The 25,492-nt window shown below is 45.4% G+C and carries 21 protein-coding genes; 14 read left to right on the top strand and 7 right to left on the bottom strand.

The window, feature by feature from the left end; genetic code table 11:
- The 3 genes from EBR25_07930 to EBR25_07920 all read right to left on the bottom strand — a co-directional run.
- Window positions 1-1,248: nucleotide sugar dehydrogenase (locus EBR25_07930; protein ID NBW40915.1), on the bottom strand; the 1,248-nt coding region annotated here is incomplete at its 3' end.
- Between the two features lie 140 nt (window positions 1,249-1,388).
- Window positions 1,389-3,566, bottom strand: coding sequence for a glycosyltransferase (locus EBR25_07925; GenBank protein ID NBW40914.1), 2,178 nt, complete (start codon window positions 3,564-3,566; stop codon window positions 1,389-1,391).
- Window positions 3,563-5,209: a glycosyltransferase gene (locus tag EBR25_07920; protein NBW40913.1), complete on the bottom strand. Its 1,647-nt coding sequence runs from the start codon at window positions 5,207-5,209 to the stop codon at window positions 3,563-3,565. The genes EBR25_07925 and EBR25_07920 overlap by 4 nt, the downstream gene beginning before the upstream one ends.
- Before the next feature lie 132 nt (window positions 5,210-5,341).
- Here EBR25_07920 and EBR25_07915 point away from each other — a divergent pair, with 132 nt between their 5' ends.
- The 6 genes from EBR25_07915 (at window position 5,342) to EBR25_07890 (ending at window position 11,034) form a co-directional block, all read left to right on the top strand.
- Complete coding sequence (locus EBR25_07915) at window positions 5,342-5,851, top strand: hypothetical protein (protein ID NBW40912.1); 510 nt, start codon at window positions 5,342-5,344, stop codon at window positions 5,849-5,851.
- Window positions 5,852-5,884: 33 nt separating this feature from the next.
- On the top strand, window positions 5,885-7,558 hold the full coding sequence (locus EBR25_07910; protein ID NBW40911.1) for a hypothetical protein: 1,674 nt from the start codon (window positions 5,885-5,887) through the stop codon (window positions 7,556-7,558).
- A 150-nt stretch (window positions 7,559-7,708) separates the two neighbouring features.
- Window positions 7,709-8,278 carry an N-acetyltransferase gene (locus tag EBR25_07905; protein NBW40910.1) on the top strand — a complete coding sequence of 190 codons (570 nt, stop codon included), beginning with the start codon at window positions 7,709-7,711 and terminating at the stop codon, window positions 8,276-8,278.
- Window positions 8,279-8,422: 144 nt separating this feature from the next.
- Complete coding sequence (locus EBR25_07900; protein NBW40909.1) at window positions 8,423-9,439, top strand: ATP-binding cassette domain-containing protein; 1,017 nt, start codon at window positions 8,423-8,425, stop codon at window positions 9,437-9,439.
- The gene (locus tag EBR25_07895) at window positions 9,429-10,238 is read left to right on the top strand and encodes a hypothetical protein (GenBank protein NBW40908.1); all 810 of its coding nucleotides are present in this window, start codon (window positions 9,429-9,431) and stop codon (window positions 10,236-10,238) included. The genes EBR25_07900 and EBR25_07895 overlap by 11 nt, the downstream gene beginning before the upstream one ends.
- 1 nt (window position 10,239) lies before the next feature.
- Complete coding sequence (locus tag EBR25_07890; GenBank protein NBW40907.1) at window positions 10,240-11,034, top strand: hypothetical protein; 795 nt, start codon at window positions 10,240-10,242, stop codon at window positions 11,032-11,034.
- Window positions 11,035-11,132: 98 nt separating this feature from the next.
- On the opposite strand, the gene EBR25_07885 is transcribed toward EBR25_07890, so the two are convergent.
- Together EBR25_07885 and EBR25_07880 are read right to left on the bottom strand one after the other, a co-directional pair.
- Window positions 11,133-11,708 (bottom strand): N-acetyltransferase, encoded by a 576-nt coding sequence (locus tag EBR25_07885; GenBank protein ID NBW40906.1) that lies wholly within the window; start codon window positions 11,706-11,708, stop codon window positions 11,133-11,135.
- Between the two features lie 200 nt (window positions 11,709-11,908).
- Complete coding sequence (locus EBR25_07880; GenBank protein NBW40905.1) at window positions 11,909-12,823, bottom strand: hypothetical protein; 915 nt, start codon at window positions 12,821-12,823, stop codon at window positions 11,909-11,911.
- A gap of 271 nt (window positions 12,824-13,094) precedes the next feature.
- On the opposite strand from EBR25_07880, the gene EBR25_07875 reads away from it, so the two are divergent.
- On the top strand, window positions 13,095-14,075 hold the full coding sequence (locus EBR25_07875) for a nitronate monooxygenase (GenBank protein ID NBW40904.1): 981 nt from the start codon (window positions 13,095-13,097) through the stop codon (window positions 14,073-14,075).
- Window positions 14,076-14,160: 85 nt separating this feature from the next.
- The gene (ade, locus tag EBR25_07870; GenBank protein NBW40903.1) at window positions 14,161-15,819 is read left to right on the top strand and encodes an adenine deaminase; all 1,659 of its coding nucleotides are present in this window, start codon (window positions 14,161-14,163) and stop codon (window positions 15,817-15,819) included.
- A 43-nt stretch (window positions 15,820-15,862) separates the two neighbouring features.
- Here the strand turns inward: ade and EBR25_07865 are convergent, their stop codons facing one another.
- Window positions 15,863-17,386 carry a hypothetical protein gene (locus EBR25_07865; protein ID NBW40902.1) on the bottom strand — a complete coding sequence of 508 codons (1,524 nt, stop codon included), beginning with the start codon at window positions 17,384-17,386 and terminating at the stop codon, window positions 15,863-15,865.
- Window positions 17,387-17,564: 178 nt separating this feature from the next.
- The gene (locus tag EBR25_07860) at window positions 17,565-18,236 is read right to left on the bottom strand and encodes a heme-binding protein (protein NBW40901.1); all 672 of its coding nucleotides are present in this window, start codon (window positions 18,234-18,236) and stop codon (window positions 17,565-17,567) included.
- A gap of 583 nt (window positions 18,237-18,819) precedes the next feature.
- On the opposite strand from EBR25_07860, the gene EBR25_07855 reads away from it, so the two are divergent.
- The 6 genes from EBR25_07855 (at window position 18,820) to EBR25_07830 (ending at window position 25,440) form a co-directional block, all read left to right on the top strand.
- Entirely contained in the window at window positions 18,820-19,818 is a 999-nt protein-coding gene (locus EBR25_07855; protein ID NBW40900.1) for an NAD-dependent epimerase/dehydratase family protein, read from the top strand.
- Window positions 19,808-20,887, top strand: coding sequence for a GNAT family N-acetyltransferase (locus EBR25_07850; protein NBW40899.1), 1,080 nt, complete (start codon window positions 19,808-19,810; stop codon window positions 20,885-20,887). The genes EBR25_07855 and EBR25_07850 overlap by 11 nt, the downstream gene beginning before the upstream one ends.
- Entirely contained in the window at window positions 20,884-21,915 is a 1,032-nt protein-coding gene (locus EBR25_07845; protein ID NBW40898.1) for a radical SAM protein, read from the top strand. The genes EBR25_07850 and EBR25_07845 overlap by 4 nt, the downstream gene beginning before the upstream one ends.
- Window positions 21,916-22,345: 430 nt before the next feature.
- Window positions 22,346-23,518, top strand: a complete 1,173-nt coding sequence (locus EBR25_07840; protein ID NBW40897.1) for a DegT/DnrJ/EryC1/StrS family aminotransferase — start codon at window positions 22,346-22,348, stop codon at window positions 23,516-23,518.
- 158 nt (window positions 23,519-23,676) lie between these two features.
- Entirely contained in the window at window positions 23,677-24,819 is a 1,143-nt protein-coding gene (locus EBR25_07835) for a DegT/DnrJ/EryC1/StrS family aminotransferase (GenBank protein NBW40896.1), read from the top strand.
- Between the two features lie 3 nt (window positions 24,820-24,822).
- Window positions 24,823-25,440 carry an N-acetyltransferase gene (locus EBR25_07830; protein ID NBW40895.1) on the top strand — a complete coding sequence of 206 codons (618 nt, stop codon included), beginning with the start codon at window positions 24,823-24,825 and terminating at the stop codon, window positions 25,438-25,440.
- Window positions 25,441-25,492: the final 52 nt, after the last annotated feature.

Raw genomic sequence — 25,492 nt, 5'->3', positions numbered from 1 at the left:
AACATTCTCTTCAGCGATTACCGATTTCACATCGATGACAACTCCGCCTTTCTTAAGCATAGAGCTCAGCTGATAGTGAGAATTGCTCCCCAAGTACTCGTCATGAGAAACAGCGAGAATCACCGCGTCTAGGTCTTTCAGCTCAGACTCATTGGAAAGCGTAATCCCATACTCGGCGTGCACCTCGTCGGGACAGGCTATCGGATCATGGGAGATGACAGAGCATCCAAACTCTTTAAGCTCAGCGTGAATATCTGGAACTCGACTGTTTCTAATATCTGGCACATCCTCTTTAAAGGTGATGCCGAGTACACCTATTCGAGAATCTCTCACATTCAGTCCGTTATTCACCATCCGCTTCACTGTCTGCTGAGCGATATATTTGCCCATCCCGTCGTTAATTCTCCTCCCTGCGAGTACCACCTGGGGATGATATCCGAGCTGCTCTGCAAGGGTTGTCAGATAGTAAGGGTCAACACCGATACAGTGCCCACCGACAAGCCCTGGATAGAACTTCAGGAAGTTCCACTTGGTACCAGCTGCTGCTAACACGTCTTTCGTCGAGATATTAATACGGTCAAAGATAATTGATAGCTCATTCATAAGAGCAATATTCAGATCCCGCTGAGTGTTCTCAATAACTTTCGCTGCTTCTGCTACTTTAATAGACGGTGCCTCATGAATCCCTGCTTGAATTATAGCACCATACACCTTTGAGACTTTTTTGAGAGTCTCTTCGTTTTGCCCTGAAACAACCTTTACAATTGTCTCGAGTCGATTCGTCTTGTCTCCTGGATTAATGCGCTCTGGTGAGTATCCAAGAAAGAAGTCCTTCCCCGATACGAGGCCTGACACCTCTTCGAGTATCGGGCCACAGACATCCTCTGTTACCCCTGGATACACGGTTGATTCGAAAACGACGATATCTCCCTTCTTTAGAATACCACCGACACTCCTTGAAGCAGAATGTAATGGGGTGAGATCCGGATTATTATTGCTATCAACAGGCGTCGGCACGGTAACAACGATAAAGTTACAGTCTCGAATCGCTTCCACAGAGTCAGCGTAGGCAAGGGGGCTTTCAGCTATCTCTTCACGTGAAGCTTCCCCTGTTTCATCTACGCCAGCTTTCAGACTACTAATTCTTTTTGAATTGATATCAAAGCCAATGGTACCTTCAAACTTCCGTGAAAAGGCGAGTGCTACTGGCAACCCGACATAACCAAGACCTACAACACCAATCTTCATGAGAACTCCTGTGAATTATTGCCTCGAACAGCCCTCTACAGCTCGGACTGCATTGCCCACATACTTACTATCCCTAAAAGTAGCTCAAACTTCAAGAAAACGGCGAGCCAACAGCGGAAATTACGAGTGTGAGCCTCACACTATCGAAGATTCTTCAGGTAGCGAATTCCGCCTTGACCGAGCACTGATTCCAACACTCTCTGAATCGGAGCCCGCAAACGTATGGCCTCTAGACAGTTCATGATCATGTTAACGATACGGCTCAAAAGCCGAACTCCTGCTGGCTGAGCAATCTCACCTTGCTGAAAGCTCTCCAAAAACAACTCAAGAGAGCCTTGTGTAGAAGTGGAGGCGATGAAATGGTGGTAGCAAGTAGCAAGCTGAGATGCTTCAATCGAAAATGGTATGGTTGGACATTGTCGAGCCCGAGCCTGACACTCAGATAAGCTCCTGCTGTTCGCCGAGATTCTCTCTAGCTCTCTTAATACCGCTGTTACCGAGACGTCTTCTAGGACCCAGCCTGCTTCCCAACTTTTGATGCGTTCCGCAGGGGCACCGAGGGGACCTACGATCACGGGTATCCCAGCAGATAAAAGCTCATCACAGGCAAGGCTATATGTCTCAGGACAAAGCGATAGAAGTATTCCTACTTGGGAATTCGCAGCTTCTAACTTTTCTCTGACATTTTGTGGTGTATAAGGGCCGAGACAATTTTCGAATCCAACCTGCTCCCAGTCTCCCAGGACACTCCAATGAATATCTCTACCTGATGGAAGTGTTTGAACACGAAAAAGCTCTTTAAAAATTTGACCACCCTTATGTCTCCCATGAGGGGCAATCGTAATGATAGATAGAGGTGAGAGAGAATCGGTTCTGGCCTTAATCGGTTGAATTTGATGAACACCGTGCTGAACTACTTCAATAGGCGGCACCTCTGGCAAAAGTCGCTCAAGGTACTCCACTGTATTTTGAGAGAACGCGATATTTTTAAGCGAATGAGAGAGCAATGATAATCCGTATACACGATATTCCCGCATGTAATGCTCGGAATATCCACAAGCACTTTTGCACTCAACTCCTGAGCAGTGCTCCCCACCAATGGTAAAGAGGTGAAAGCGAGGACAAATAGTTGCGAAATCATGGAGGGAGACTATATACGGGATGCGGGCCTTTAGCGTCTCCACCAGTTCCTTTTGATTAAACCACCGGGTGTGGTGCACATGAACGAGACTAAAGATGCTTGGATCGAGAATCTTTTCTAAAGCATCTGGCTCATCTGCATCATACGAGAACTGGATAGAAAAACCTCCTGAGAAGGATTCTAAAATGTAGTGGTTCTTATCCTTCACAAGGGACCAGTGAGAGAATTCTTGAAGAGACTCAATGACTCCTTGTACGTGCCGCTCTGTGCCGCCTATAGGATCTCTTCGAGCTATATATGGCCCATTATGCAGGATATGCAGGATGCGGGGCTTTGCTTCTTTTTCAAAATGCTTAAGCAGCGCTCGGTGTATCCTATTCTGCAGCTCGGAAAGGGGATTTTCTCTTATAAACTTTCCAACATTGGGATAATAGGCCGGATATCGAGAGCGCAATACTGCCTCTCCTGCTTCCATCAATTTCTTTCGCTCAGGCCCAAAAGACTTTCCCCCCGCATGAAACACAAAAGTATCATCTGCGAGAAGATCAACATATCCAGCCTTCTGAGCTCTGCAAGAGAAATCATTCTCTTCTCCATATCCCCTCGGAAAGGCTTCTTCATCAAATGAACCGAGAGCATTGAGTGCGGAACGTGTGATATAAGTGCAAAAGCCCACGCATGTCGGAAGAGTTGGATAGGCTCTCTCGCTACAGGCTTCAACAACTTCTGCAAATGTATCAATTGAAAGATTAGGCGGTAGAGGATTGTCTTTGAGAAATATCGGAAGGGAACATACCGTTCCGTTATTGGTAAATGGAGTAACGGTTGCTACGTTTGTCCTGGAGTATGCTGCTTGAGTAAGCTTTTCTACCCATCTCTTTGTAACTACTGTATCGCTATTTAAAATAATGACGTCATTGGGAGCAACATGAGCCATCCCTCGATTTACGCTCCTTGTAAATCCAAGATTCGCTTCGTTCTCTAAAATCTCAAATTGCCACCCAGATAAGTCTATATCCTGTTTTGATAACCAGCACTTAAAGCTTCCGTCGGAACTCTTGTCATCAACTACTACTATAGACAGGTTCTTATCCGTGTGAGTTACCACAGAGTGCAGGCATTCGAGGACGCCATCAAAGTGATTAAACACTGGTATTACTACTGAAACTTGGTTCATCTCTCCCCAAAACTTTGGGATGCAATTTGTTCGGCAGATATGCACTCGCTATCGAAAGGGAACAATACCGAGAATCTTAGCCCATTGAAAGTATCGATACTTTGTATCTCCTTTTGTATCATCGTCGGAGCTCTAAAACGCGTCTCTGGGACAACTATCGGGCTCATTCCAGCAGGGATGAAAATGTCAAAATCGTGATTCTTTTCCGCAGTTTTCTCCAGCGCCATAATCATCTCGTGTCGCCTACCACACACAATATAAAAAGGAGCGATCTCAACCTCATGGCAGCAGTAGAGTCGGTGCCCAGGGGCGCCAATCAACGTTGAGTGATTCCTGAGATTTGGCTTCATCCCCCGTTCGGTTCTCGAGTAACCCGCTGCTAGCACTTTTGGTCGCCAGCCCGCAGTAATGATGGGGAGGGTGCAAAAAACGTCTGGGAAGGCGAGGGGAGTTAATAATTTTCTAAGCGATGATGTGCTAGGGGTCGGGCAGTCATCTCGCACGAGACACACATACTGCTCACTCGACTGCCTCAGAAAATGCGCAATTTCCTCACGTGATGAAGATGCTGCAAAGGAAATGACCTCGGGAGTCGGATGTTTAGAGACATACCGTGTTATACCGGGATAGTCTCCAGAGTCCACTTGAAGTGGGAACTCAAGTGTTACTTCCTCTATATTTTTTTTCAGAGCCCTTTGAGCAGCCTCAAAGGCGTATGGCTTTGCCTCTAGCGATGCTGCTACTGAGCCACTGTGACTGCGCCAGTAGTAAAGTTTCTCTGGTATGTGAGCTATGTTGTTAGCAACTCTTGCAGCTCTTAAAAAAAGCTCATAATCCTGGCTTCCATCAAATCCTGTCTGAAACCCTCCTATGCTGTCTATCAATGTCTTGGCATAGACAGTCAGATGCCCAGTATACATGAATGAGCGAAAGTACATCGGAGACCAACTCGGCTTCTCGTGGACTTCGATAACCTCTCCGGACTCGTCTATCTTCACCTCATCAGAGTAAAGAATCTCAGGATGCTCTTCCGCCTGAAGACGCTCAACTATGCAAGATAGTGCGTGAGGGGCAAGCAAATCGTCGTGGTCTAAAAGTGCAATATACTCTCCTGACGCCATTTCAAGTGCGGCATTCGAAGCTGCAACTATATGGCTACGACTCGATAGAGTCGTCAGTCGCACCCTTTCGGGATTCTCCGCACTGATATCATTCAAATATTGAATGACCTCGTGGTTGACTGAGGCATCATCTGCAAAGCAGACTTCCCAGTGGGGATACTGTTGAGCAAAGACTGAGCTGACGAGTGCTTGTATATCTTCAAGGCGAGGGTCACAAACAGGACAGAGAATCGAGATTAGCGGCTTATACTTGAAATCGGCTTCAATATTCGAAACGCGTTGAGCTGCATTTAATATTTCTTGCTTCGTATGACTGAGATTCGGGCGCCCGTCGGGCCAAACTCGACGCCAGACTCCGTAGATGATTCCGAGCAAACCATGCCTTCTCCAAGTATTCCTTATCCGATATAGCAACACGTCAGCTCCATCCACGCCCCATAAACTACATGGAGGAGCGTTAATTGAAAAGCAGACAGGCGTACTGATTTCATCAGCAGCTTCCGAACTACCACCTCTTTTCATTAGTAAAATCAATTGATTGCAGGAGCTGAGGCATCACATCTTAGACGGTCTGTCCAGAGAGCACATGAAGGTTTTATATTTTATGTTTTTTTTATGCATATTTGCTCTGTCTGCTTCCATAACAGGAGGCAGGTGAGAGAGCGAAGCGAATTGTTAACTCACTCTGGTTTTTTTAGTTCATTTTTAAGGATTCTTACCATGAAACACATAGTCCGGCATTCAAGCCACAAAAAAGCTGCTGCTAACCTCGTCAAGTTATTAGTAACTCTGTCCATCTTTCTCGGATTATCTGGGTGCATTTTTGCAGCAGCAGAAAAATTGGGGAATGAGGCGATTAACCTTATACAGAAGGGAGCAGAGCAGGGAGTAACCGGAGCAGTGAAAAATGCTGCAAAGCAGACTTCCAGAGATGTACGAAAATCAGTCGGCGATATCCTAAAAGGAAGAGCGGTCGTCTCATGTGATGATGTAAAGGCAGCTTTGGACGGCCTGGAGAATGCCATAGAAAGTGACGGTGGTTACGATGGAGACCTTGATGATCTTGTCTTAGATTTCTCAAACCTCCTTGAAGGAACAGAGAAAGAAGCTTTTCTGAAAACCATGGAACAATTACTCGACAAGGCTGAGGAGTGTCGAGAATAGGATTCATCTCTAACTTTTTTTTGGAAGGTTCACATGCTCAAGAATATTTTCAACATCACTGTAGTCTCTTGCTCGGTTCTCTTTCCCTCACTTGTCTTGGCTGAAGCACTCGCATTTAAGATCAATGGCATTGGACATCGAAACACAGAGCTCATAGAGGTTGACCTGTATGATAATGGAGAGCCCGAATATTATACGAGCACTGCGGGGCAAGTCGTAAAGCTTGATAGAGATGAGGGGAGACTCGTATCAGTTGGCACATTACCAGCCGGCACGGGAGTCACAGGCTGTGCCATCGGGAAAATAGGAAGTATACGCCAAGATCCCCTTTATCTATCTGGCTCTCCCGATGCAAATACGGCAATTGGAAATCGAGCAGGAACTCTTCAACTTGTTAACCTAACGACAGGTCAAACGGTCGGGTCAACGTTCTCGGGCGAAGCTCCATATAGCCAACTTGGAGAACAAATCATTGGACTAGGCGAATTAAGTAATTCATCGAATAGCATTGCATACTTTGCAGTCTCGGAAGAGCGTCTTGCAAATTCGACGAATATGGCACGGGTAAAGATTTTTTCTGTCTGGGACTCAACTACCTTCGTACAACCACAACTTGTTGAGAGCTGTTCTCAATTCGTATTTCCAAAAAGAGGACTTCTCTCAGCGCCTCATATGACTCCTATTGGAGATATCACTGGTGACGGAGTCCGCGAACTATTAGTAGTGGCTCCAAGTTGTCCCACAGGCGCTTGTGCCCATGTCCATCAAACACAGGTCATTAACCCCGTGACCTGTGGTATTCTCCATCAATATAGTCACAACCTTCCAAATGTTAATCCGTATGGAACGATTAGTAGCATCGAGCATCTTGGTGACTTCTATAGTAACGGAAAGCAGCATGTAGCTCTTGCTGTCAGTGGTTCAGGCTCTCAGTATCAAGGTGGTGTACAGATTCTTGAGATTGCATCTTCTGGAGCAGTAACCGTTGTTCATACAATTCCAGCTCCAGATCAAACATTTGGCTTTTCGATGGCATACAATGGAGAAACTCTCGCTATCAGCAGCCCTTATAATGACTACCATCCGAATGTAAACGTCGAAGAGGGCGAGATACACCTCATCGATAGAGGAACCAATACTATCAGAGAAAGCTTTGGTGGCGGTCGACAACGTGAGTACAGAATCGGTGGGAACTTACAGTGGATCATCAGGGATGGTATTCCACTCTTAGTCTCTACTTCACAGGATCTATATCCAAAAATGGACGTTTTTTTCACAGAAGGAGATTCCCTCGCACTGTCTAGAACCGCTTGCGCTGACTTTCAACAAAACCTAAATCCCCAGATAGAGATTCATGTTGACTATTCAGATACCAGTATTGATTTTACAATTACTGGTCTTAATCCTAGTCCTGATGCAAAGTCATTTCTTTACATCGATGGGGTAAATCCATATCTGAGCAGCCCGTTCTTCACTAACTTTGGTCAAAGCTGTAATACGACAATGCGATTTCAATATGCGGTATCATCACCAGAGCTCAGTGTAAATTCTCGTGGCGAAGCATCATTTTCAATACCGTACATTCGAGGAACGATTCCGCACTGGAACGAGCGTGGGCTGACTGCAGCGGTAGCAACGTTTCTGCTCCCACAAAATGGAAATATCTCGTTCAGTTCAAGTAGTGAATTACATTTTACCCTTCCTTAGGGGGAGTGAGAGTCATCTCAGCAGCATTCTTGCCTGAGATGACGAACTTACAAAAATACGGTTTTAAGTAGTATGCGCTAGCAATCCAGAGTATCCTGCCGCCTCGCGTTAAGAGCGGTAGAATATTCGTCTCCGTGGGGGAATACCATAATGAGTGCATCCAATTATTTTGTTCGACGTGCTGCTCCGGAAGATGTGTCGCATGCCACACGGATAGGCAGCCTTATTCGAGAGGCTGCTAAAACTCATAGCATTGCAGAGCGAAGCCAAGAGCTCATCACTGATAAATTGACAAAGGGTCTAGCGGCAATCGCATTACAAGAGTCAGTGGTAGTCGGATTCGGCTATCTCGCTCCCTGGGGAGGAGATGTCATTTCTCACTCTGGGATTGTGATCGACCCAGCTCACCGGAATCAGGGTCTCTTACGCCAGATCAAAAGTGTTCTTCTCGAAATAGGAGACGAGCACTTTCCAAAAGCTGATGTTATCTCTCTTACACTCTCTGAAGCTGTCTACCAGGTAAATCTATCACTTGGCTATGAGAGTGCGCCTCTAACCGGACTGACCTCCGATCAAGGGTTTTGGGATGGATGTCGGGGGTGCCATCAGTATGAGGCAGTCCATTCAGCAAAACCGATAGAACAAGCGAATGGAATTGGTGGGTTTTGCTGCTGTAAAGGTATGCGTCGCCGAGCTAAAAATTGTACCAGTCACAACTAAGTTACTTTCAGCCAAAGTGGACTGACGGGGAGAACCCATCACCCCTAGTGAATAGTCCCTATTTTCCCTTCAGAGGCAAGAAAAAGGAAACTCTTTCTCTTCGAAGTCGTATATACTCTTGTTGAGAAAGGGATTAAAGCGCTCATGCACCATGCGATTTCTATAGATAATTTGCGAAAGCACTACCGGGTAAAAACGAGTCCCGAGGGTCGATTCATCTCCCTGAAGGGGATTCTCGCCCCTCAGTACAGCACCATTGAGGCAGTTAGGGGTATCTCATTCGATGTTGCACCGGGTGAACGGGTGGCCTTTATCGGACCAAACGGAGCCGGGAAGTCTACGACGATCAAGATGCTCACTGGAATTCTGCATCCAACAGATGGGAACGCCCAGGTATATGGACTTACTCCCTGGAAGGCGCGCTCTCAACTCAGTTATAAGATTGGTACTGTTTTCGGACAACGCTCCCAGCTGTGGTACCACCTCCCTGCTGAAGAGACCTTCAATCTGTTTGCTGCCGTATATGACCTGGAACTCTCCCAATTTAAGGCACGGAAAAAGGAGCTCATTGATATATTCAACCTTGGTCCTCTACTCAACAAGCCGGTCAGACAGCTCTCGCTTGGCGAACGGATGAAATGTGAGATCGCTGCCAGCATGTTACACCGCCCACAGGTACTCCTTTTGGATGAACCATCCATTGGGCTCGACGTCACTGCTAAGGCTAGTATCCGTGATTTGGTGAGACAACGCTCCGAACAAGAGGGGACTACTGTCTTATTAACCTCACACGATACCGGCGATATGGAACAGGTTTGCGATAGAGTCATCGTCATAAACCATGGACGCCTGCTCCTTGACAGCCCAATGCATGCAGTACGTCAAGCATACATAAAAGAAAAAGTAGTAACGATCCAAACTGCTGAGGAGCAAATCTTGATAGACCTTCCTGGTGTAGAGGTAATCGAGCAAAGAGCGCATCACATAACGCTGAAAGTGAATATTGAAATTACACCGATTGAAAGGGTAATCCTTCAGGCTATAGAGAATGGACAACTACGAGATCTCACGGTCGAGGATCCGCCATTAGAGGATGTAATCAAGAAGCTCTATGCAGATGGTTTATCTCTCCCCAAGCAAGAGGCGATCTATGCAGAGTAAGCCCCGCAGACGAGTCGGAAAGTATTACTCCTTCCTGAAAATCGCCTTCCGAACCGAGCTTCACTACTGGCCCGTTCTGCTTACTCGCCTCGCTTTCTTTGCGATCATTATGGTGATCTTTTCAAGACTGTGGGAGACGGCATTTGAGAGTGGTCTTCGAGCCTCTGGGACGCCGAGTGATATGCTATGGTATCTGGCTGCTACTGAGTGGATCATACTCTCCATCCCCGGGATACACAGAAAAATCGAGGAAGATGTTCGAGACGGAAGTATCGCCTATCACCTGGGACGGCCCGTGTCGTACATCTCTATGAGAATTGCCGAAGCGAGTGGCCAACTCCTCGTACGACTTGCTGGAATGGGATTAGGAGGCTTCCTGATCGCTTTTATCGCAGCGGGCGTCGGTCCAAATATCGATTCTGCACACTTTCCTATATTCCTACTCCTTGGACTCAGTGCTGCATTCGTAGGGCTTCTCTTTGAGACTGCTATTGGTCTTTCCGCTCTTTGGCTGCAAGAGGCAACACCACTTTACTGGATCTGGCAAAAGCTCTTATTCATTCTCGGCGGCTTGATGCTCCCCATCACGGTCTATCCAGTATGGATGCAGGAATTTAGTTCCATGACCCCATTCTACGCGCTTTTATATGCACCCGGACGACTGATGCTCTCACCATTTGAGTGGAGTATTGCCCTTGAGACAGCTTTTTTGGTTTCCCTATGGGGAGTAGTCGCCGTTCTGCTCCTTTCCTGGATTACAAGACAAGCTGAAAAGACTCTTGTGATAGGAGGGGGATGATATGCAGTACCTCTCTCGTTCTATACAACTGCTCTGGCTCTTGATTCTCATTAATACAAGAGCGGCACTAGCACTGAGAGGAGCGTTTCTACTGAGAAGCTTTTTTATGTTTCTCAACAACCTCCTTTTCTTCATTACCTGGATCATCCTTTTTACGAAGGTGGACCACATCGGTGGATGGCACTTACAGGACTGCGCTCTTCTCTATGGACTCGTAGCATTCGGGATAGGTATATATGCTGTTTGCTTTGGAGGCGTCAGTAATCTCTCACGTATGATCGCTGAGGGCGAGCTTGATACTTTTTTATCACAGCCAAAAAGTGTACTACTCTCAGCAGTCGCCTCGAAGACGAATGTGGCAGGGTGGGGGGATATTGTCTCTGGTGCACTCTTAATCATCTGGTCGGGCTATGCATCACCTGAGAATATAGTCTTAGTTTTCATCTGTAGTATCAGCACCATGATCCTTTATACGATGACGGGCATCATCGTCCACAGCTTCGCATTCTGGCTTGGATCTATTGATTCACTTGCTATGCAGATGCACGAGTTTGTCATCGCGTTCTCTCTCTATCCGGGGGTTATCTTCAAAGGAATGTTGAGGGTAATGCTATTTACCATTATACCAGCGGGCTTTATTAGCTATCTGCCCGTTGAACTCATTCGTAGTTTTTCATGGTCGGAGGCAGGCCTGCTCTTACTCGGTGTTGTAACGTATACTTTGCTTGGGCTCCTTATCTTTTCAGCTGGGCTGCGCCGGTATGAGTCAGGAAATAAGGTGATAGTGCGAGCGTAGATAGCGGCATGGCATGCGATAAACTCATCTGCATCCCCAAAGCTCGCTATAAATCGCTAAGCAAGTTTTGCCCGATAATTCCCGCCAGGGGATAAAGACTAATCAATGCGGTAGACGAGCGAGTCTAATTCGCCGCCATTTTGAGTCGGGCTTTTCCGCTCTTCAATAACAACTCCGCCTAACGACTCAGCGACTTTACGACTTGGAGTATTCGCACGGTCTACCGGGTAGGTAAAATACTCGACCTCAAATCGTTCTTTCGCCCAATGATAGAGGGTATGCACAGCCTCTCGACCATAATGTTGGCCATGTGCTGAACCGCGTATCCAAATTCCAAGCTCAAGAATGGTGTTCGAGATGCGTGAATGTAATCCAGTACATCCAAGGAACTCATCCGACCCGTGAGCACAGATAGCGAACACAAACTCTGCACCAGCCGCCATAGATGCACGCGAAGATTCAATGAATACGAGACAGTCATTCACTAAACTTGGTGTTGCCGGAGCCATGTATCGGGTAATCTCGTCGGTGAAACACTCAAAATGAGTGTCGGCATCAGCAACTTCAACGGGTCGTAGAAAAATGCGTTCGCCATTAACTCGGAGCGTCTCCCACGGAAGCTCGCTAGCGCTGGCACGTAGAGGAATGGAAGTATTGGCTGGAGATGTACTCATCGGGACTCTCTCTTGCTGTTAGTCTGAATGGTAGCACAGGGGTAGCAGCATCCTCAGTTAAATCGCAGCTGAACCGATTTTCAGAGAGAAATCACCCCTCTATTTGCCCGATAAGGTTTCTTATAGGTCGTTTATAAATGTATTATCAGCTAGTTATGGTAGATGCTTAGTGAATACCCTCTTAGCACCCTTGAGGAGTTCTATCTCCGTGACTCCATGTAAGCCTCATAGCTCTTTTGCAGTCCTAACCAGTAGTCTTCAGAACTTCCTAGAACGCGGGCTAAGCTCTTAGCGAGTTCTGGAGTAATTCCACCTTGCTTTTCGAGTAAAGCAGAAATTTCTTCCTCATGAACCGCTAGTGTCTCGAGCAACTTCTCTCTTGAGATTGACCGGCTCTCAATAATCTTCGTTACGACTTTACTTGGATGTGGGGCAAACTTTACTTTCGGCTTAGTCGCCATGAAGTCTTGGAGATTGAGTTTACTCGCCTGTCCCTCAATCGCACTTTCAACGATTGAGAAAATCTCGCTTTCAGTGAATAAGCCTTTCATCTGGCGCACCTGACTTTCTATCTCCCTCATTCTCTTCAAGGCAACACCGCCCCCTTTCTTGTCATTCTGAAGCCTTTCTAGGGCTGTCTCATCAGCAACTGCGCAACTATCTTTTATAATTAACTGAATCGCCTTTTTGGCCTTTTTATGCGCCTCGATACGCTTATCGCGATTCTCAAGTACTACCCGAAGAGTATCTTCTACTCCACCCGTCGTGAATGGCTCACTCAGAAACCCCTCAATTCCATTCATCAAATGCTTTGAAATAACTTCAGGAACATTTTCTTCTGGTCGCAGTGTAATAACGAAACTTGGTCGATATGCAGGAGAAACATTGTTTATTCCATCCTGAAAAGCCTTGAGCTCCTCCGGCTGCACCGAACTATGAACAAAAATCAACGAGACATTTTTTAGCATTGAGACAAAGCTCACAGCCTCTCGCCAATTTTTTCTAACATCCACATCAAGCTTTAAGGACACAAGATTGCTCAGCGCATCCTTCAATCGGACACGAGCACCTGAATCAGGCGAGTAGATCATAACTTTCAGTGGTTTCTGCTGCATAAAGGCTTCCCCCTCACAATAGTTCGGTCAGAATGAGGAAAAGGTTGATATCAGAAGTGAAAATTAATGCCTTTGCCTCAACCTTCTTTCAGCGCTAAATGACGAGATTCTTACCCATGTTTGCCCCACCTCAGAAAAACTCTTACTCACTCTTAGCATTGCACCACCTTAATACGAGGTATACCGTTAGAAGGGAGAGGACCCTGGTTATTGGCCGCTTATGGTGACGGGCCCATAATCCCCTCCCCCTTCTTTTCGGGAGCAATAAGTTATGGTTCACAATACGTCTCTCGAAGACAATCAATTTCTACAAGATAGTGGTGCTCAATATCCCATTATCTGTGGCGCCATGTATCCCTGCAGTAATCCAGAACTGATTGCAGCAGTAGCAGAAGCCGGAGGGCTACCTGTCATCCAACCACTCTCTCTCACCTATGTACATGGCTTCGAATTTCGAGAGGGGATCAGAGCAATACGAAAATTAACCGCTGGACCTCTTGCTCTTAACCTGATTGTTGAACAATCAGTGAAGCTATATCAAAAAAGAATGGAAGAATGGCTGGAGGTAGCACTAGACGAGGGAATCCGCTTTGTAGTGACAGCCCTTGGAGACCCAAAGTGGGTCGTTCAGAAAGTTAATCAAGCAGGCGGAATCGTTTATCACGATGTCACCGAAAGAAAGTATGCTCAAAAAGCACTCTCGCGTGGAGCCAGAGGCCTGATCTGCGTAAATAACCGGGCCGGTGGTCATGCAGGTAAAAAATCACCTCAAGAACTCTATTCAGAGCTGCAAGATCTCGATGTTCCACTGATTCAAGCAGGAGGCATTGGGTGTAAGGCGGATTTTGAGCAGGCGCTCGCGCTCGGTTACCAAGGCATTCAAATGGGAACGCGATTTATCGCTTCCAAAGAGTGCACTGCTCACGATGACTACAAAAGTGCCATCATAAAAGCGAGTGCAGATGATATTGTTCTCACAACTCGAGTCACAGGCGTTCCTCTGGCAGTCATTAACACACCATTTTTGGAAAAACATGGGAAAGATGCAGGCTGGTTGGCTCGAAAACTCCTTAAAGGCCATAGGACAAAACACTGGATGCGCCTCTACTATTCGCTTCGCTCCGTATTTCGTCTGAAATCCTCAAACTTTCGCGCACTTTCTACAAAGGACTTCTGGCAAGCGGGAAAAAGTGTTCAAGGGGTTACTGCGGTGAGTAGCGTGAGAGAGATATTTGACGAATTCGTTGGTTGAAGAGCAGCTGCTGCTTGAGCTACTCGCCTATCCTTTGTAGTCTTATTGCGTTCACTTCATAAAATCTCGTATAGGCCATTAGATTATGAATCATGAAGATATTGACGCGAATCTCAGCACCTTCACCATCGAAGGCCATATCGTTGATGTAGAGCGTAGTGATATTTATGAAGGGAAAGTAATAGTAGAGAATGGGCTGATTCGTGAGATCATACGAACGCCTGTGAGCTCTGAATACTTTCTACTTCCTGGGCTCATTGATGCTCATGTTCATATTGAAAGCTCTATGCTTTCCCCTACTCAGTTTGCCCGTCTCGCCGTTCAGCATGGCACCGTCGGCACTGTGAGTGATCCGCATGAAATTGCCAATGTGCTTGGGATACAAGGCGTTGAATTTATGCTTGAGGATGCGAAGAGGACCCCTTTCAAGTTCATGTTTGGGGCCCCCTCTTGTGTACCCGCTACTACTTTCGAAACTGCTGGAGCCACACTGGGTCCAGATGAAATTGAATATCTACTCGAACGAGATGACATTGGATACCTCGCTGAGGTCATGAACTTTCCCGGGATACTCGCAAAGGATGAATTGCTCCTGAAAAAAATTGAGATTGCGAAAACATTTGGAAAGCCTATCGATGGCCATGCGCCTGGTTTACGAGGCGCACAAGCCCGTGAGTACATTCAATCTGGAATTCAAACCGACCATGAATGCTTTTCTTATGATGAAGCAAAAGAAAAGCTTGAGCTTGGAATGAAAATAATCATACGTGAAGGAAGCGCGGCAAAGAACTTCGATGCTCTGATTCCCCTTCTCAATGAGTATCCTCAACATATTATGTTCTGCTCGGATGACAAACATCCAGATAGCCTTGTTGAAGGGCATATCAATGTTCTTTTGAGAAGGAGTGTTCAGAAAGGCTGTAACCCAATGGATGCGATCAGAGCTGCCACGAAGAATCCGATTGATCACTATCATATGAAAGTTGGACTCATACAGGAATCAGACCCAGCTGATTTTATTGTCGTTGATAATCTTTCAAATTTTAATGTATTAAAAACCTATATCGACGGTCAGCTGGTTGCGAGTAAAGGACAGACTCTGCTCCCAGAACAAACAATAGAACCAATAAATCGTTTCCATAGATATCAGGTGAGCCCTCAGCAAATTCAAGTAAAAGCTGAAGCAAACTCACTCATACGAGTCATCGAAGCGCTACCAGGCGAACTCATCACTAAAGAATCGACAGCAGAACCCCTTCTCAAAAACAACTATGTTGTTAGTGACCCAGAGAAAGATATTTTGAAACTTGTAAACGTGAATCGTTATCATGAAGCACCGCCTGCTATTGGATTCGTAAAAAATATCGGCCTAAAAAGTGGCGCGATAGCAGGTAGTGTCGGTCATGATAGCCATAACATTATCGCTGTCGGAACATCCGATGAAGAGATATGTTCAGCGATAAACCTCCTTATGGAACATGCTGGAGGGCTCGCCTTGACCAATGGCGAGGAACGCAAGGTGCTACCACTCGAAATCGCTGGTCTTATGAGTACGAAAGATGGTTTCTACGTGGCAAATCTCTACACTGAACTCGATCAAAGAGCAAAAGAACTGGGGTCAAGCCTCCCTGCTCCCTTTATGACGCTCTCATTCCTGCCGCTTCTCGTAATCCCAGACTTGAAACTCAGCGACAAAGGCTTATTCTCGATTCTAGACCTCAAGTATAAGTCATTACTGTTGTAACACTCGTCTTGCTCGATGTTCTGCCAGGTTTAGGAATAGCCAGCTAGAAAGTATACGGCCTCTCGTGGTAAACAGCTAGCGCGTCTTCTGCTCTACGGAACCTTTTTACAAATAATGATAGCGCCACCTTATAGACAGCTTCTTCTTGATTGGCTTCTTTTCCCAGACAGCGTCGTGCCTTTCTCAGGGAAACCTTCCATCCCTCAAGAGCTTGCTTGCCACCCATATATTTCGCCTCAAAAATAGTTCGCGCTGCTATCTCTTGAAAACTCTCGTCCTCATGGGCAAAATATTCCTTGCTCTGATTAACAGCATCAACACAGGCAGAGCTAGCGGCTGCAGGGTCTGAATAGACTCCTCTTATAACAAGTGCTGAAGCATACCGTGCATAATCACAGATTCGGGCATCTTCACCAAATAATTGCTCAACCTTGGGAAGACATTTTTTATATTCATTCGCTAATTTGGGAATCGAATTGTGCTTTCCCTGAAAAACTTCCTGTACAATCTCCTTTCTATATTGCATTAAGTCCGGGCTATCTCGAAATGTTTCGATGAATTGCGCATCTATGTGTTTACTCTCACTCTTAGCATGCTCAAGCGATTCAAACCTTCCCTTAAACACATGGTTTATTGCCGTTTTTGAAAGTCTCTTACCGACTATATCTGTGGAAAACTTGCCGCTAGACTCTCGGACAAGTTCTTCATAGACCTTTCCAGCTGATTGAACAGAGGAATATCTGCCTTCAAACACAAGGTATGCTACCTCCTCAGGCAAAATTTGGGGCATTCTTATCGTTTCAGCCAATTCCGTAGCCTGACGCTTTAAAGATTGCCAATCTTCTTCTGCTTCATCAATTGTTTTATAATCTCCTGACAGAACTCTTAACGCAGAGGTCTTGGCAAGACGTGCGAATGATGGGGAATCCGAGAATACTTCCTCGGCTTCAGACCTGAGATCAAGAAACCGAGCTATTACTTTTTTCACGGGCTGTTGTTCTTGCAGCACTTCCTTTAGGACTCGCTCCTCAAAAGCGAGAATCCCCCCCGTTCTAGGACCTTTGCCTAGCGCATCTCTCAACCGTTTTTTATCATCGTCTATCTGAGCCCCCCTCTCAATTTGCAACAACTTAAAGGCTTCTCTTTCGATTTCTATCTGCACATTGACAACATAGCCCAAGGCCTCCTGCTCCGGAATTACATTGCCCAACATCGCACGGTAGTCGACTGACTTATCTTCGATGTCCTCGCCTAAACTGTTTCCGTGTATACGTCGGAACAATTGACCTAGCACAACTTGAATGATTTTGTTGCCCTCCTTTTCCTCAGTCCAAAACTGCTTGAACAACTTTTGCAGGTTTTCCGGAACTTGAGTTTCTGAATTAAGGGTCGGGTCGCCCGGGATGAACTCCTGCAGACCCCCATCGGCCCGCTCCATAACAAAATCACATAGTATCAGAGCTTTAGGCTCTACAAACCGACGAGTTCCTAGAGCACTCTGATTGAAATAACCAGTGATGGCTCCTCGTGAACTCCCCTCATAGTCTGCTTTATGATCGGCAAACATAATTTCCCCCAATGAAAATTTCTAGCGCTTGATAGCAGAACGCATTTTCAAAGCTTATTCAAATTTAATTGTGTGAAGGAATAGAGTTTCAATAAGGATCTGGTAAGCCTTTGATTATACCTGAAGAATTAAGACACTTCATGACTGAACACGACGCAGCTTATGCCCTTGCCCATTATCACTCCTCTCCCTGTTTTTCTCCTTCACGGGAATCTATTTCAACGCGGAACATCACCTCGTTACGACGAAAAAACGGAATAGTCCAGGGAGGATCAAACCCTGCACTTGAAACCCGCCCTAAGGGTGTGAGCCCCTCTTGCCGAATCCAATCTCGTAGAAGGTTCTCTTGAGAGGCTACCGCTTTTTCACTAAGAATCCCGGAAAAACGCTTTACTGCAACACGCGAAGCAGGAACTACGCTTAGGGTGACCGAAGGATCTAACGCTAAGGGTGCTTTCTTTGCATTCTCTCCTTGATATTCAGAAGGAAGAACAAATTGCATTGAGTACCTCCCTTCTCCTCCTCTATCCTCGACACTTTGTATCTGTACTGGAGCTGTCATATCAATCGTTACGGACTGAAGTTTGACTGGTGCTGTCATAGAGATATCAGCCTCAGATTGATTATTCCCCGTGATATATTTAAATAACTTCCGAAAGTTCTTACTGCTCGCTTGCTCATATGAGCCACCTGCAGTTGTTTGAACTACTTTATAATCATTATACTTCCGCAACTCATATTCACCATAAACCTTGATCACTTGGTAATCGAGCTCTTGGGTAGTCCGAACTCCTACCACCGAGCATGAAGATAAGACGATAAAAAAGGGTAAGAAAAATAGAGGGTACATTAAAGTTCATGCCTTACAAGTTATAGCGCAATACACAACTCATATCCGCTACCTTTACAGCTTCTCCAAACGTACAAAAATGAACCGGGTAAATCCAGCTTTCATTTCTTCTCTATTCTGGAGAAAAGATAGCTCTGAGACCGATTGTAAAGCCCTGGCCGCTCATCAATATGATAACCTGCATTAGAGAATGACAGCTATCATCCGATACCTCCCGTGTTCTCACAGATTCTAGGAATTAGAGAACTAAATTTCCGTGAACTGGTATGTCTAGACCGACTGAAGCCTAGTAGGATCGGAGAAAGCTTGCCCTTATCGGCAACTCAAGGGTGATAAAGTCAATAAGTTTCAGATGGTTATTCATATTGTATGCCCTGCTATTTCGGAAGTTCCCCTTTTTGGCGAGAATTGTGGGGATTCACTTTTTTACTGAAACGCTTATCTGGCGGCTTCATCTATACCTTATAAACTGAGGTCTTGGAGTTATGCCTTCAGTCTGAGAAACTCACAGTGCCCGTGCCTCACTACGGAGAAAGTGTCCGATAGAATAAGTGCTGAATCTGTTTTATAGAAGGTAGTAACAATGGAATTTGAAAATAAAAAAGTCTTTATTACAGGGGGAGCTGGATTTATCGGCTCAACTTTAGCGGGACGACTTTTAGACAATAATCAAGTAACCATTTTTGATAACTTCTCTCGCAATTCTCTAGCAACACGCCCTTTTCATGATCACAAGAATCTGTCCATCATCAAAGGTGATATCTTAGACCTCCCTGCTTTGACCACCGCCGCTAAAGGAGCCGACTATATAGTCCATTGTGCTGCCATAGCTGGAATAGATACGGTGGTGCAAAGCCCTATTAACACGATGCGTGTGAACATGCTGGGCTCTGCAAATATCTTAGAGGTTGCGGCCACTATGGATAACCTCGAAAGAATCGTATGCTTCTCAACCAGTGAAGTATTTGGTCAATATGCTTTCCGTTGTAGTGAAGAAGATAGCACCACGACTGGCAAAACGGGCGAGGCCAGATGGACATATGCGGTTTCTAAATTAGCCGAAGAACATTTAGCAATCGCTTATCATAATGAAAAAGGTCTCCCAGCTTCTGTGGTGCGCCCATTCAATGTATATGGCCCAGGACAAGTTGGCGAAGGGGCGCTCAGTATTTTCGTTCAACGAGCGATACAAGACAAATCCCTAGAGGTACATGGAGATGGAACACAGATTCGCGCTTGGTGTTATGTTGACGATATGATCGATGGCGTCCTTCTTACTCTCACTCATCCGCGTGCCATCGGTGAGTCCTTTAACATTGGCAATCAGAGAGCGGTGACCACAATTTATGGCCTCGCAAATACGGTTGTTCGGGTTCTCAATTCCAAGTCCAGCGTAAATTTTTCGCAAAAGGAATATGCAGACGTAGAGTTGCGTATCCCGATCTTAGATAAAGCCAAAGATTATCTGGGCTTCGAAGCCAATGTCGACTTGGAAGATGGCATTCTCAAAACAGCTGAGTACTATCGGCGAGTTATTAATGAAGCTTGTCTAACAACTGACGACGGAATCCATGCCATCTAAAGTTTCCATCATAGATCTTTCCAAGGTCGAGGAATACGAGCAAGCTTTGAAGGATATTGGTGGCAACCTCGTACAGCATCAAGGCGAGTGGTGTAAGATCATTGAAAGAAGCAGCGAAGATGAAGCAATTTTATTTATTGCCTACAATTCGGTTGGCAAAGCTATGGGCGCCATGCCAGCATTTCAGTGTCGCGGCACCCTGGGCAGCGTACTGACCTCAAGCCCCCTTCCTGGGGGATACGGTGGAATGATTGTGAACTCAGATTACAACCTTGAAGCGCATAAAGCTCTATCTGCTGCGTATATTGCTGAGGCAAAAAGAAGAGACTGCATACTTGCCACTATTACAACGAGTCCAATCATGGGAGATAACCAAGCAACTCAAGAGTTTTTCAAAGCTGACTTTACTCTCAAAAACCACTATCAGCATCTTCCTCTTTGCGAAAAATACTTGGAGACTCTCCCTAGCAAGAAAAGGTCGAATATTCGTCGCCGGTTAAGAATTGCCAGAGATGCGAAACTTCGGACCGAATGCATGCAAAATCCTTCTATCTTTAGTGAATGGTTTCAGATTCATTCCCAACGAATGAACGAGATTGGTGCGAGCCCTCTCGAAAGAAAATTTGCGGAATCCCTATTCAACACACTTTTCCCAGCAGATCTGGGCTTCCTGCAGGCAGTCTACCATCAGGACTTACTCATTGGCGGCATCTTAGTAGTAGGCCTACCGCCTGTCTTTGATGTTTTCATGATCAGCTTTAACAGCAAGTTTTTTTCTGCACAACCTGCAAGCTTTGCGGCAAATGCCGTGATTGACGAGTGCACAAAACGTGGAGGCAAATTTTTGAATTGGCAATCTAGCTCATCCGAAGACTCTGGTGTCTTCCAGTTTAAGAAAGATTGGGGATGTACGTGCGGTTATCACTACTATCTGAGTAAAAAGATTGGCAATATCGATAGCCTTATATCCTGCGCTCCAGAAGAAATTCGAAGTGTTTATCCATCAAGATTTATTATACCATTTGAAGAACTACAGAATGTATCAAAACATGAAGAGGCAATCATATGAAAGAATTTGGATTCATGGAAAAGGAACATGAAGACTTTCCACCGATCGTACATGTGGAGACTACAAATGTTTGTAACTTAAGGTGCATCCACTGTCCCCATAATGACATCTATGCGGCAGTTCCAGACTACAGCCCTGAATATATGCCTATGGAGCTTTGGAAGACTATCGTGGATGAAGTCTCGCAGTTCAATGGTGCATTGAGAATCACTCCAGACGGAGAGCCCATGCTCAAAAATTTCGTTGAGCAAGTTGACTATGCTCTGACGAAAGGGGTAAACACCTTCACCTTCAATACGCATGGCATGTTCTTAGAGAAGCAAAATCTAGAAGTTTTACTGCAACCCACCGAAACAAAAGTTGTGGTTGAGGTAAGTCTTGATGGTTTTTTCAAGCAAACATATGAAGGAATTCGATTGCGTGGTGACTACAATCGAATTCTTGGTAACATTTTCAAATTCATTCGTGAACGTGACAGGCGAAAGCGTGACAACGTAAAACTCATGGTAAGTATAGTTCAGCAACCAGAGGTTGATGATGAAGAACTTTACCTATTTGACAAATTTTGGTCACAGATTGTAGATAAGGTCATCATCCGAAACTATGTGGACACAAAAGGCCTCACTCCCAAAAAAGATATAGATTCTAGAGAGATAGAAACTCGTTGGCCTTGCCTCGTGGTTTTCACCCGTATGGTTGTCACGTATGATGGTCGAGTAAGGTTTTGTCCAGATGACTGGCAGAAAAGCACTTCAATGGGGAAAATTGATGGAGAGAATTCCCTGCAAAGGATTTGGCAGTCTTCAGAATTTAAAGCGCTACGACAGAGCCATCTTGATGGCTCCTTTGCGCATCCGACGTGCAAGTCATGTACAGACTGGAAAGTCATTCGCTGGGGCAAGGACTACACAACCGCACTTGAAAAAGTGTTCAATGATAATGCCAAGCAGAATGACTCAAAGCTAAATATTTTGAATAACAACGTGGACACCTATAGGTGGACACCAGATTTAGATATGAAGAGCTAGGTGAATAATCGTAGTCACTGTGACGTTTATATACTGTGCCGTTTACATACTGTGCCGTTTACATACTGTGCCGTTTTAAATATCGCATATGGGTGGGGTGCTACAGTGACTTACGGCATTCATCAACCTTGCCTGTAGTATCATATTGTTTGGCGGATATTCTTTGTTCACAAACAACTCGACTTTGAACATACAGCAGCATGGTAAACTTGGTGCCCCTACTGCCTCTAATGATTATGCGATTGAACCAATCAACTGATGCTAAAAGGGTATGATTCCCTCAGCTTCAAGATGCTATGCTGCTCTTCGAGCTCACATTTCACACGAAAGAAGTCGCAAAGAACTCCAATAATTTTAACAACTACTGGTTGCTATATTTCGGGGGTTGAATCAAACTCTTTGGAAAGACCTTTCCAAACTAAAGTACTCGATGGCAAAACAGATTCAGATTGGTCAAGTAGACTTTGATACTGCCGAAGAACATGCGGTCCTAGACGTCCTACGCTCTGGCTGGATCGTACAAGGTCCACAAGTTAAGAACTTTGAGCAAAAATTTGGAAGCTTTATCGGCTCTCGCTATTGTACAGCAGTTTCTTCCTGCTCTACTGGGCTTCAGACATGCCTATGGGCTCTGCGCGTAAAACCAGGGGATGAGATATTGGTGCCAGCATATTCTTGGGTCGCTACTGCTCATGTCGTTGAGCTTTGCGGTGCTAAGCCAGTTTTTTGTGATATTAACTTATCAACCTTTAACATTGACCCAGAAGAGCTCTCAAAGCGGATAACGAAAAAAACTGTGGGCATCATTCCCGTGCATCTCTTTGGGCTCTGTGCCGATATGAATAGAATCATGCACTTTGCAGAATCGGAGGGGCTCTGGGTTCTTGAAGATGCTGCGTGTGGCTTGGGTGCATCATGTAACGGTGCGCAAGCTGGCACGTTCGGTAGGGCTGCATGCTTTAGCTTCCACCCCAGAAAATCAATCACAACCGGTGAAGGGGGCATGATCTCTACCGATGACGAGATGACGGACAGGCTTGCGAAACGCATGCGCTCGCATGGAATGATCCCACCTTCCGAACAAACAAACATGTCACCTCATGTAATTGGTGATTGTGACGAACCCGGTCAAAATTATCGAATGACCGATATCCAGGCTGCTATTGGACAAGTCCAACTCGAAAAATTCCCCGATATGAGAAGTAGACGAATCAAAGTAGCGAAAAACTACGCCCGCCTGCTTTCTGGATGTGATTGGCTGATACTTCCATCCTCGCCGGATGGCTTCGAGCATGCATACCAAGCATATGTAATCTTATTGAATCGGGACTCCTTCTCAGGAAAATCCTTCGATGAATTACATGAGAGAAGAAATAGATGTCTCGAATTCCTTCATACAAAAGGTGTTCAATGTCGTCCAGGAACGCAAGGACTTCCACTACTCAGTTACTACAAAAATAAGTATAGTCTTTCGCAATCAAGTTATTCGAATTCGGCCTACGCGGATCGTTGTAGTATCGCCCTCCCCATGCATTCGAGACTATCTGTCGAAGATATCGAGTACGTATCACAGGTAATCCATGAAGAATTTGAGCTCGAGTAGTTCTCTGACGGCCTACCGAATACCCTAAAAACTATCTCGAAAGCCCGAAAGGAGGTGGAACACGCCTCCGTAGCCGTAATTTTACAAAGATCAAAAGGAGCTATTTCACGGGATTATGGAGTATGCCTATACTCAAGAAACTGACTGGAGGATTAGATTTGAAAGTACCTCTTCTCGACCTATCTCCTATATCTCAAGATATACATGAGGATATCATGGCCAAGATAGAGGAAGTAATTTTATCCTCACACTTCATTCTTGGGCCAGAGGTCTTAAAGCTTGAGAATCAATTAGCTGAGCTCTTACAATGCGAAGCTGTAATCGGGATGTCCTCTGGAACAGATGCATTACTCGCTGCTCTGATGGCTCTTGAGGTGGGTCAGAATGATATTGTCATAACCACTCCATATTCTTTCTTTGCTACAGCTGGGGTTATTGCTCGACTCGGCGGTATTCCGACTTTTGTTGACATCAATCCTGCTACTTTCAATTTAGATCCAATGAGGCTCGAAGCATGGTTCCATGAGAATAAGACTCTTATTTCCAAGGTAAAGGCTATCATTCCAGTCAATCTTTATGGTCAAAGTGCCGATCTGGAGCCCATTTTATCCATTGCAAACGAATATGGGATACCAGTTATTGAAGATGCCGCCCAGTCTTTAGGAGCTACATATCCAACGTCGGATGGGAGAATTCTAATGTCAGGCACCTTGGGGACCATGGGAACATTTTCTTTCTTTCCGACAAAAAATCTGGGGGCATTTGGAGATGCTGGAGCTATTTGCACAAATGACTTGTCTTTAAGGGATAGACTTCGAAAACTTAGGGTGCACGGCTCGGAACCTAAGTATTTTCACTCGATGCTAGGTGGAAACTTTCGGATTGACGCTCTTCAGGCCGCCGTATTGCGCCTAAAACTTCCATACTTAGAAAAATGGAACCGATTACGAAAAGAGAATGCACGCTATTACATGGAAAAGATGCGCAACCTGCCCCTTTGCCTTCCTGTTATGCAACATGGATTAGAGCACCATATTTTCCATCAATTTGTGGTAACGGCCGGTGACTCTCGAGACGACTTGAGGACGTTTCTGAAAGAACGAGAGATAGGAACTGAAGTCTATTATCCTTGCCCCTTTCACCTACAAGAGTGCTTCTCCTATCTTGGATTGCAAAAAGGAGCCTTTCCGGAGAGCGAGAAAGCAGCCAATCAGTCACTGGCTCTTCCAGTATATCCTGGAATTACCCAGGAACAACTTGAATATGTAGTAATGTCTATACATCAGTTTTACGAACGGTAAATCATGGATACACCTGACACTATCACAGATAAAAGCTATTACGTGCATGAGTCGAGCTATATCGATGATGACGTAGAAATCGGCGCTGGCACAAAAATTTGGCACTTTTGTCACATACAGTCAGGCGCCTCAATCGGAAAACAATGCACTCTGGGTCAAAATGTAAATGTTGCCAATAATGTTCGTATTGGGAATAACTGTAAAATTCAGAACAATGTGTCCCTATATGAAGGGATTGAACTGCAGGATTTTGTATTCTGCGGGCCTTCGGTTGTTTTTACCAATGTAAAGAATCCCCGGGCAAAGTACCCGGTGGCTAACAAAAAAGAATATGATCATACACTTCTAAAAGAAGGCACCAGTATTGGAGCCAATGCTACCATTGTTTGCGGCATAACTCTCGGTGCACACTGCTTTATAGCATCAGGTGCCGTGGTTACCAGAGATGTCTTTGACTATGCGCTTGTACAAGGAGTTCCAGCACAACAGGTAGGCTGGGCATGTGAATGCGGAAAAGTCCTTTTTCGAGGAGCCATAGAGAAAGAGCGCAATCAGACATTATCCTGTACGGTATGCGAGCGAATATACCAGCAAGTTGGCGGAAAGCTGGTTTCCTCTTAACAGTGTTTCCTCTTAACAGTGTTTCCTCTTAACAGTGTTTCCTCTTAACAGT

The sequence above is a fragment of the bacterium genome, assembly GCA_009926305.1.
In the GTDB taxonomy this organism is placed as follows: domain Bacteria; phylum Bdellovibrionota_C; class UBA2361; order UBA2361; family RFPC01; genus RFPC01.
Note: the sequence above shows the minus strand (reverse complement) of the source record. Positions and strands in the feature narration are given on the sequence as shown.

Coding starts and splice junctions, on each gene's coding strand:
- EBR25_07925 (NBW40914.1), bottom strand. CDS start 3,566: ATGAACCAAGTTTCAGTAGTAATACCAGTGTTTAATCACTTTGATGGC.
- EBR25_07920 (NBW40913.1), bottom strand. CDS start 5,209: ATGAAAAGAGGTGGTAGTTCGGAAGCTGCTGATGAAATCAGTACGCCT.
- EBR25_07910 (NBW40911.1), top strand. CDS start 5,885: ATGCTCAAGAATATTTTCAACATCACTGTAGTCTCTTGCTCGGTTCTC.
- EBR25_07905 (NBW40910.1), top strand. CDS start 7,709: ATGAGTGCATCCAATTATTTTGTTCGACGTGCTGCTCCGGAAGATGTG.
- EBR25_07900 (NBW40909.1), top strand. CDS start 8,423: ATGCACCATGCGATTTCTATAGATAATTTGCGAAAGCACTACCGGGTA.
- EBR25_07895 (NBW40908.1), top strand. CDS start 9,429: ATGCAGAGTAAGCCCCGCAGACGAGTCGGAAAGTATTACTCCTTCCTG.
- EBR25_07890 (NBW40907.1), top strand. CDS start 10,240: ATGCAGTACCTCTCTCGTTCTATACAACTGCTCTGGCTCTTGATTCTC.
- EBR25_07885 (NBW40906.1), bottom strand. CDS start 11,708: ATGAGTACATCTCCAGCCAATACTTCCATTCCTCTACGTGCCAGCGCT.
- EBR25_07880 (NBW40905.1), bottom strand. CDS start 12,823: ATGCAGCAGAAACCACTGAAAGTTATGATCTACTCGCCTGATTCAGGT.
- EBR25_07875 (NBW40904.1), top strand. CDS start 13,095: ATGGTTCACAATACGTCTCTCGAAGACAATCAATTTCTACAAGATAGT.
- ade (NBW40903.1), top strand. CDS start 14,161: ATGAATCATGAAGATATTGACGCGAATCTCAGCACCTTCACCATCGAA.
- EBR25_07865 (NBW40902.1), bottom strand. CDS start 17,386: ATGTTTGCCGATCATAAAGCAGACTATGAGGGGAGTTCACGAGGAGCC.
- EBR25_07860 (NBW40901.1), bottom strand. CDS start 18,236: ATGTACCCTCTATTTTTCTTACCCTTTTTTATCGTCTTATCTTCATGC.
- EBR25_07855 (NBW40900.1), top strand. CDS start 18,820: ATGGAATTTGAAAATAAAAAAGTCTTTATTACAGGGGGAGCTGGATTT.
- EBR25_07850 (NBW40899.1), top strand. CDS start 19,808: ATGCCATCTAAAGTTTCCATCATAGATCTTTCCAAGGTCGAGGAATAC.
- EBR25_07845 (NBW40898.1), top strand. CDS start 20,884: ATGAAAGAATTTGGATTCATGGAAAAGGAACATGAAGACTTTCCACCG.
- EBR25_07840 (NBW40897.1), top strand. CDS start 22,346: ATGGCAAAACAGATTCAGATTGGTCAAGTAGACTTTGATACTGCCGAA.
- EBR25_07830 (NBW40895.1), top strand. CDS start 24,823: ATGGATACACCTGACACTATCACAGATAAAAGCTATTACGTGCATGAG.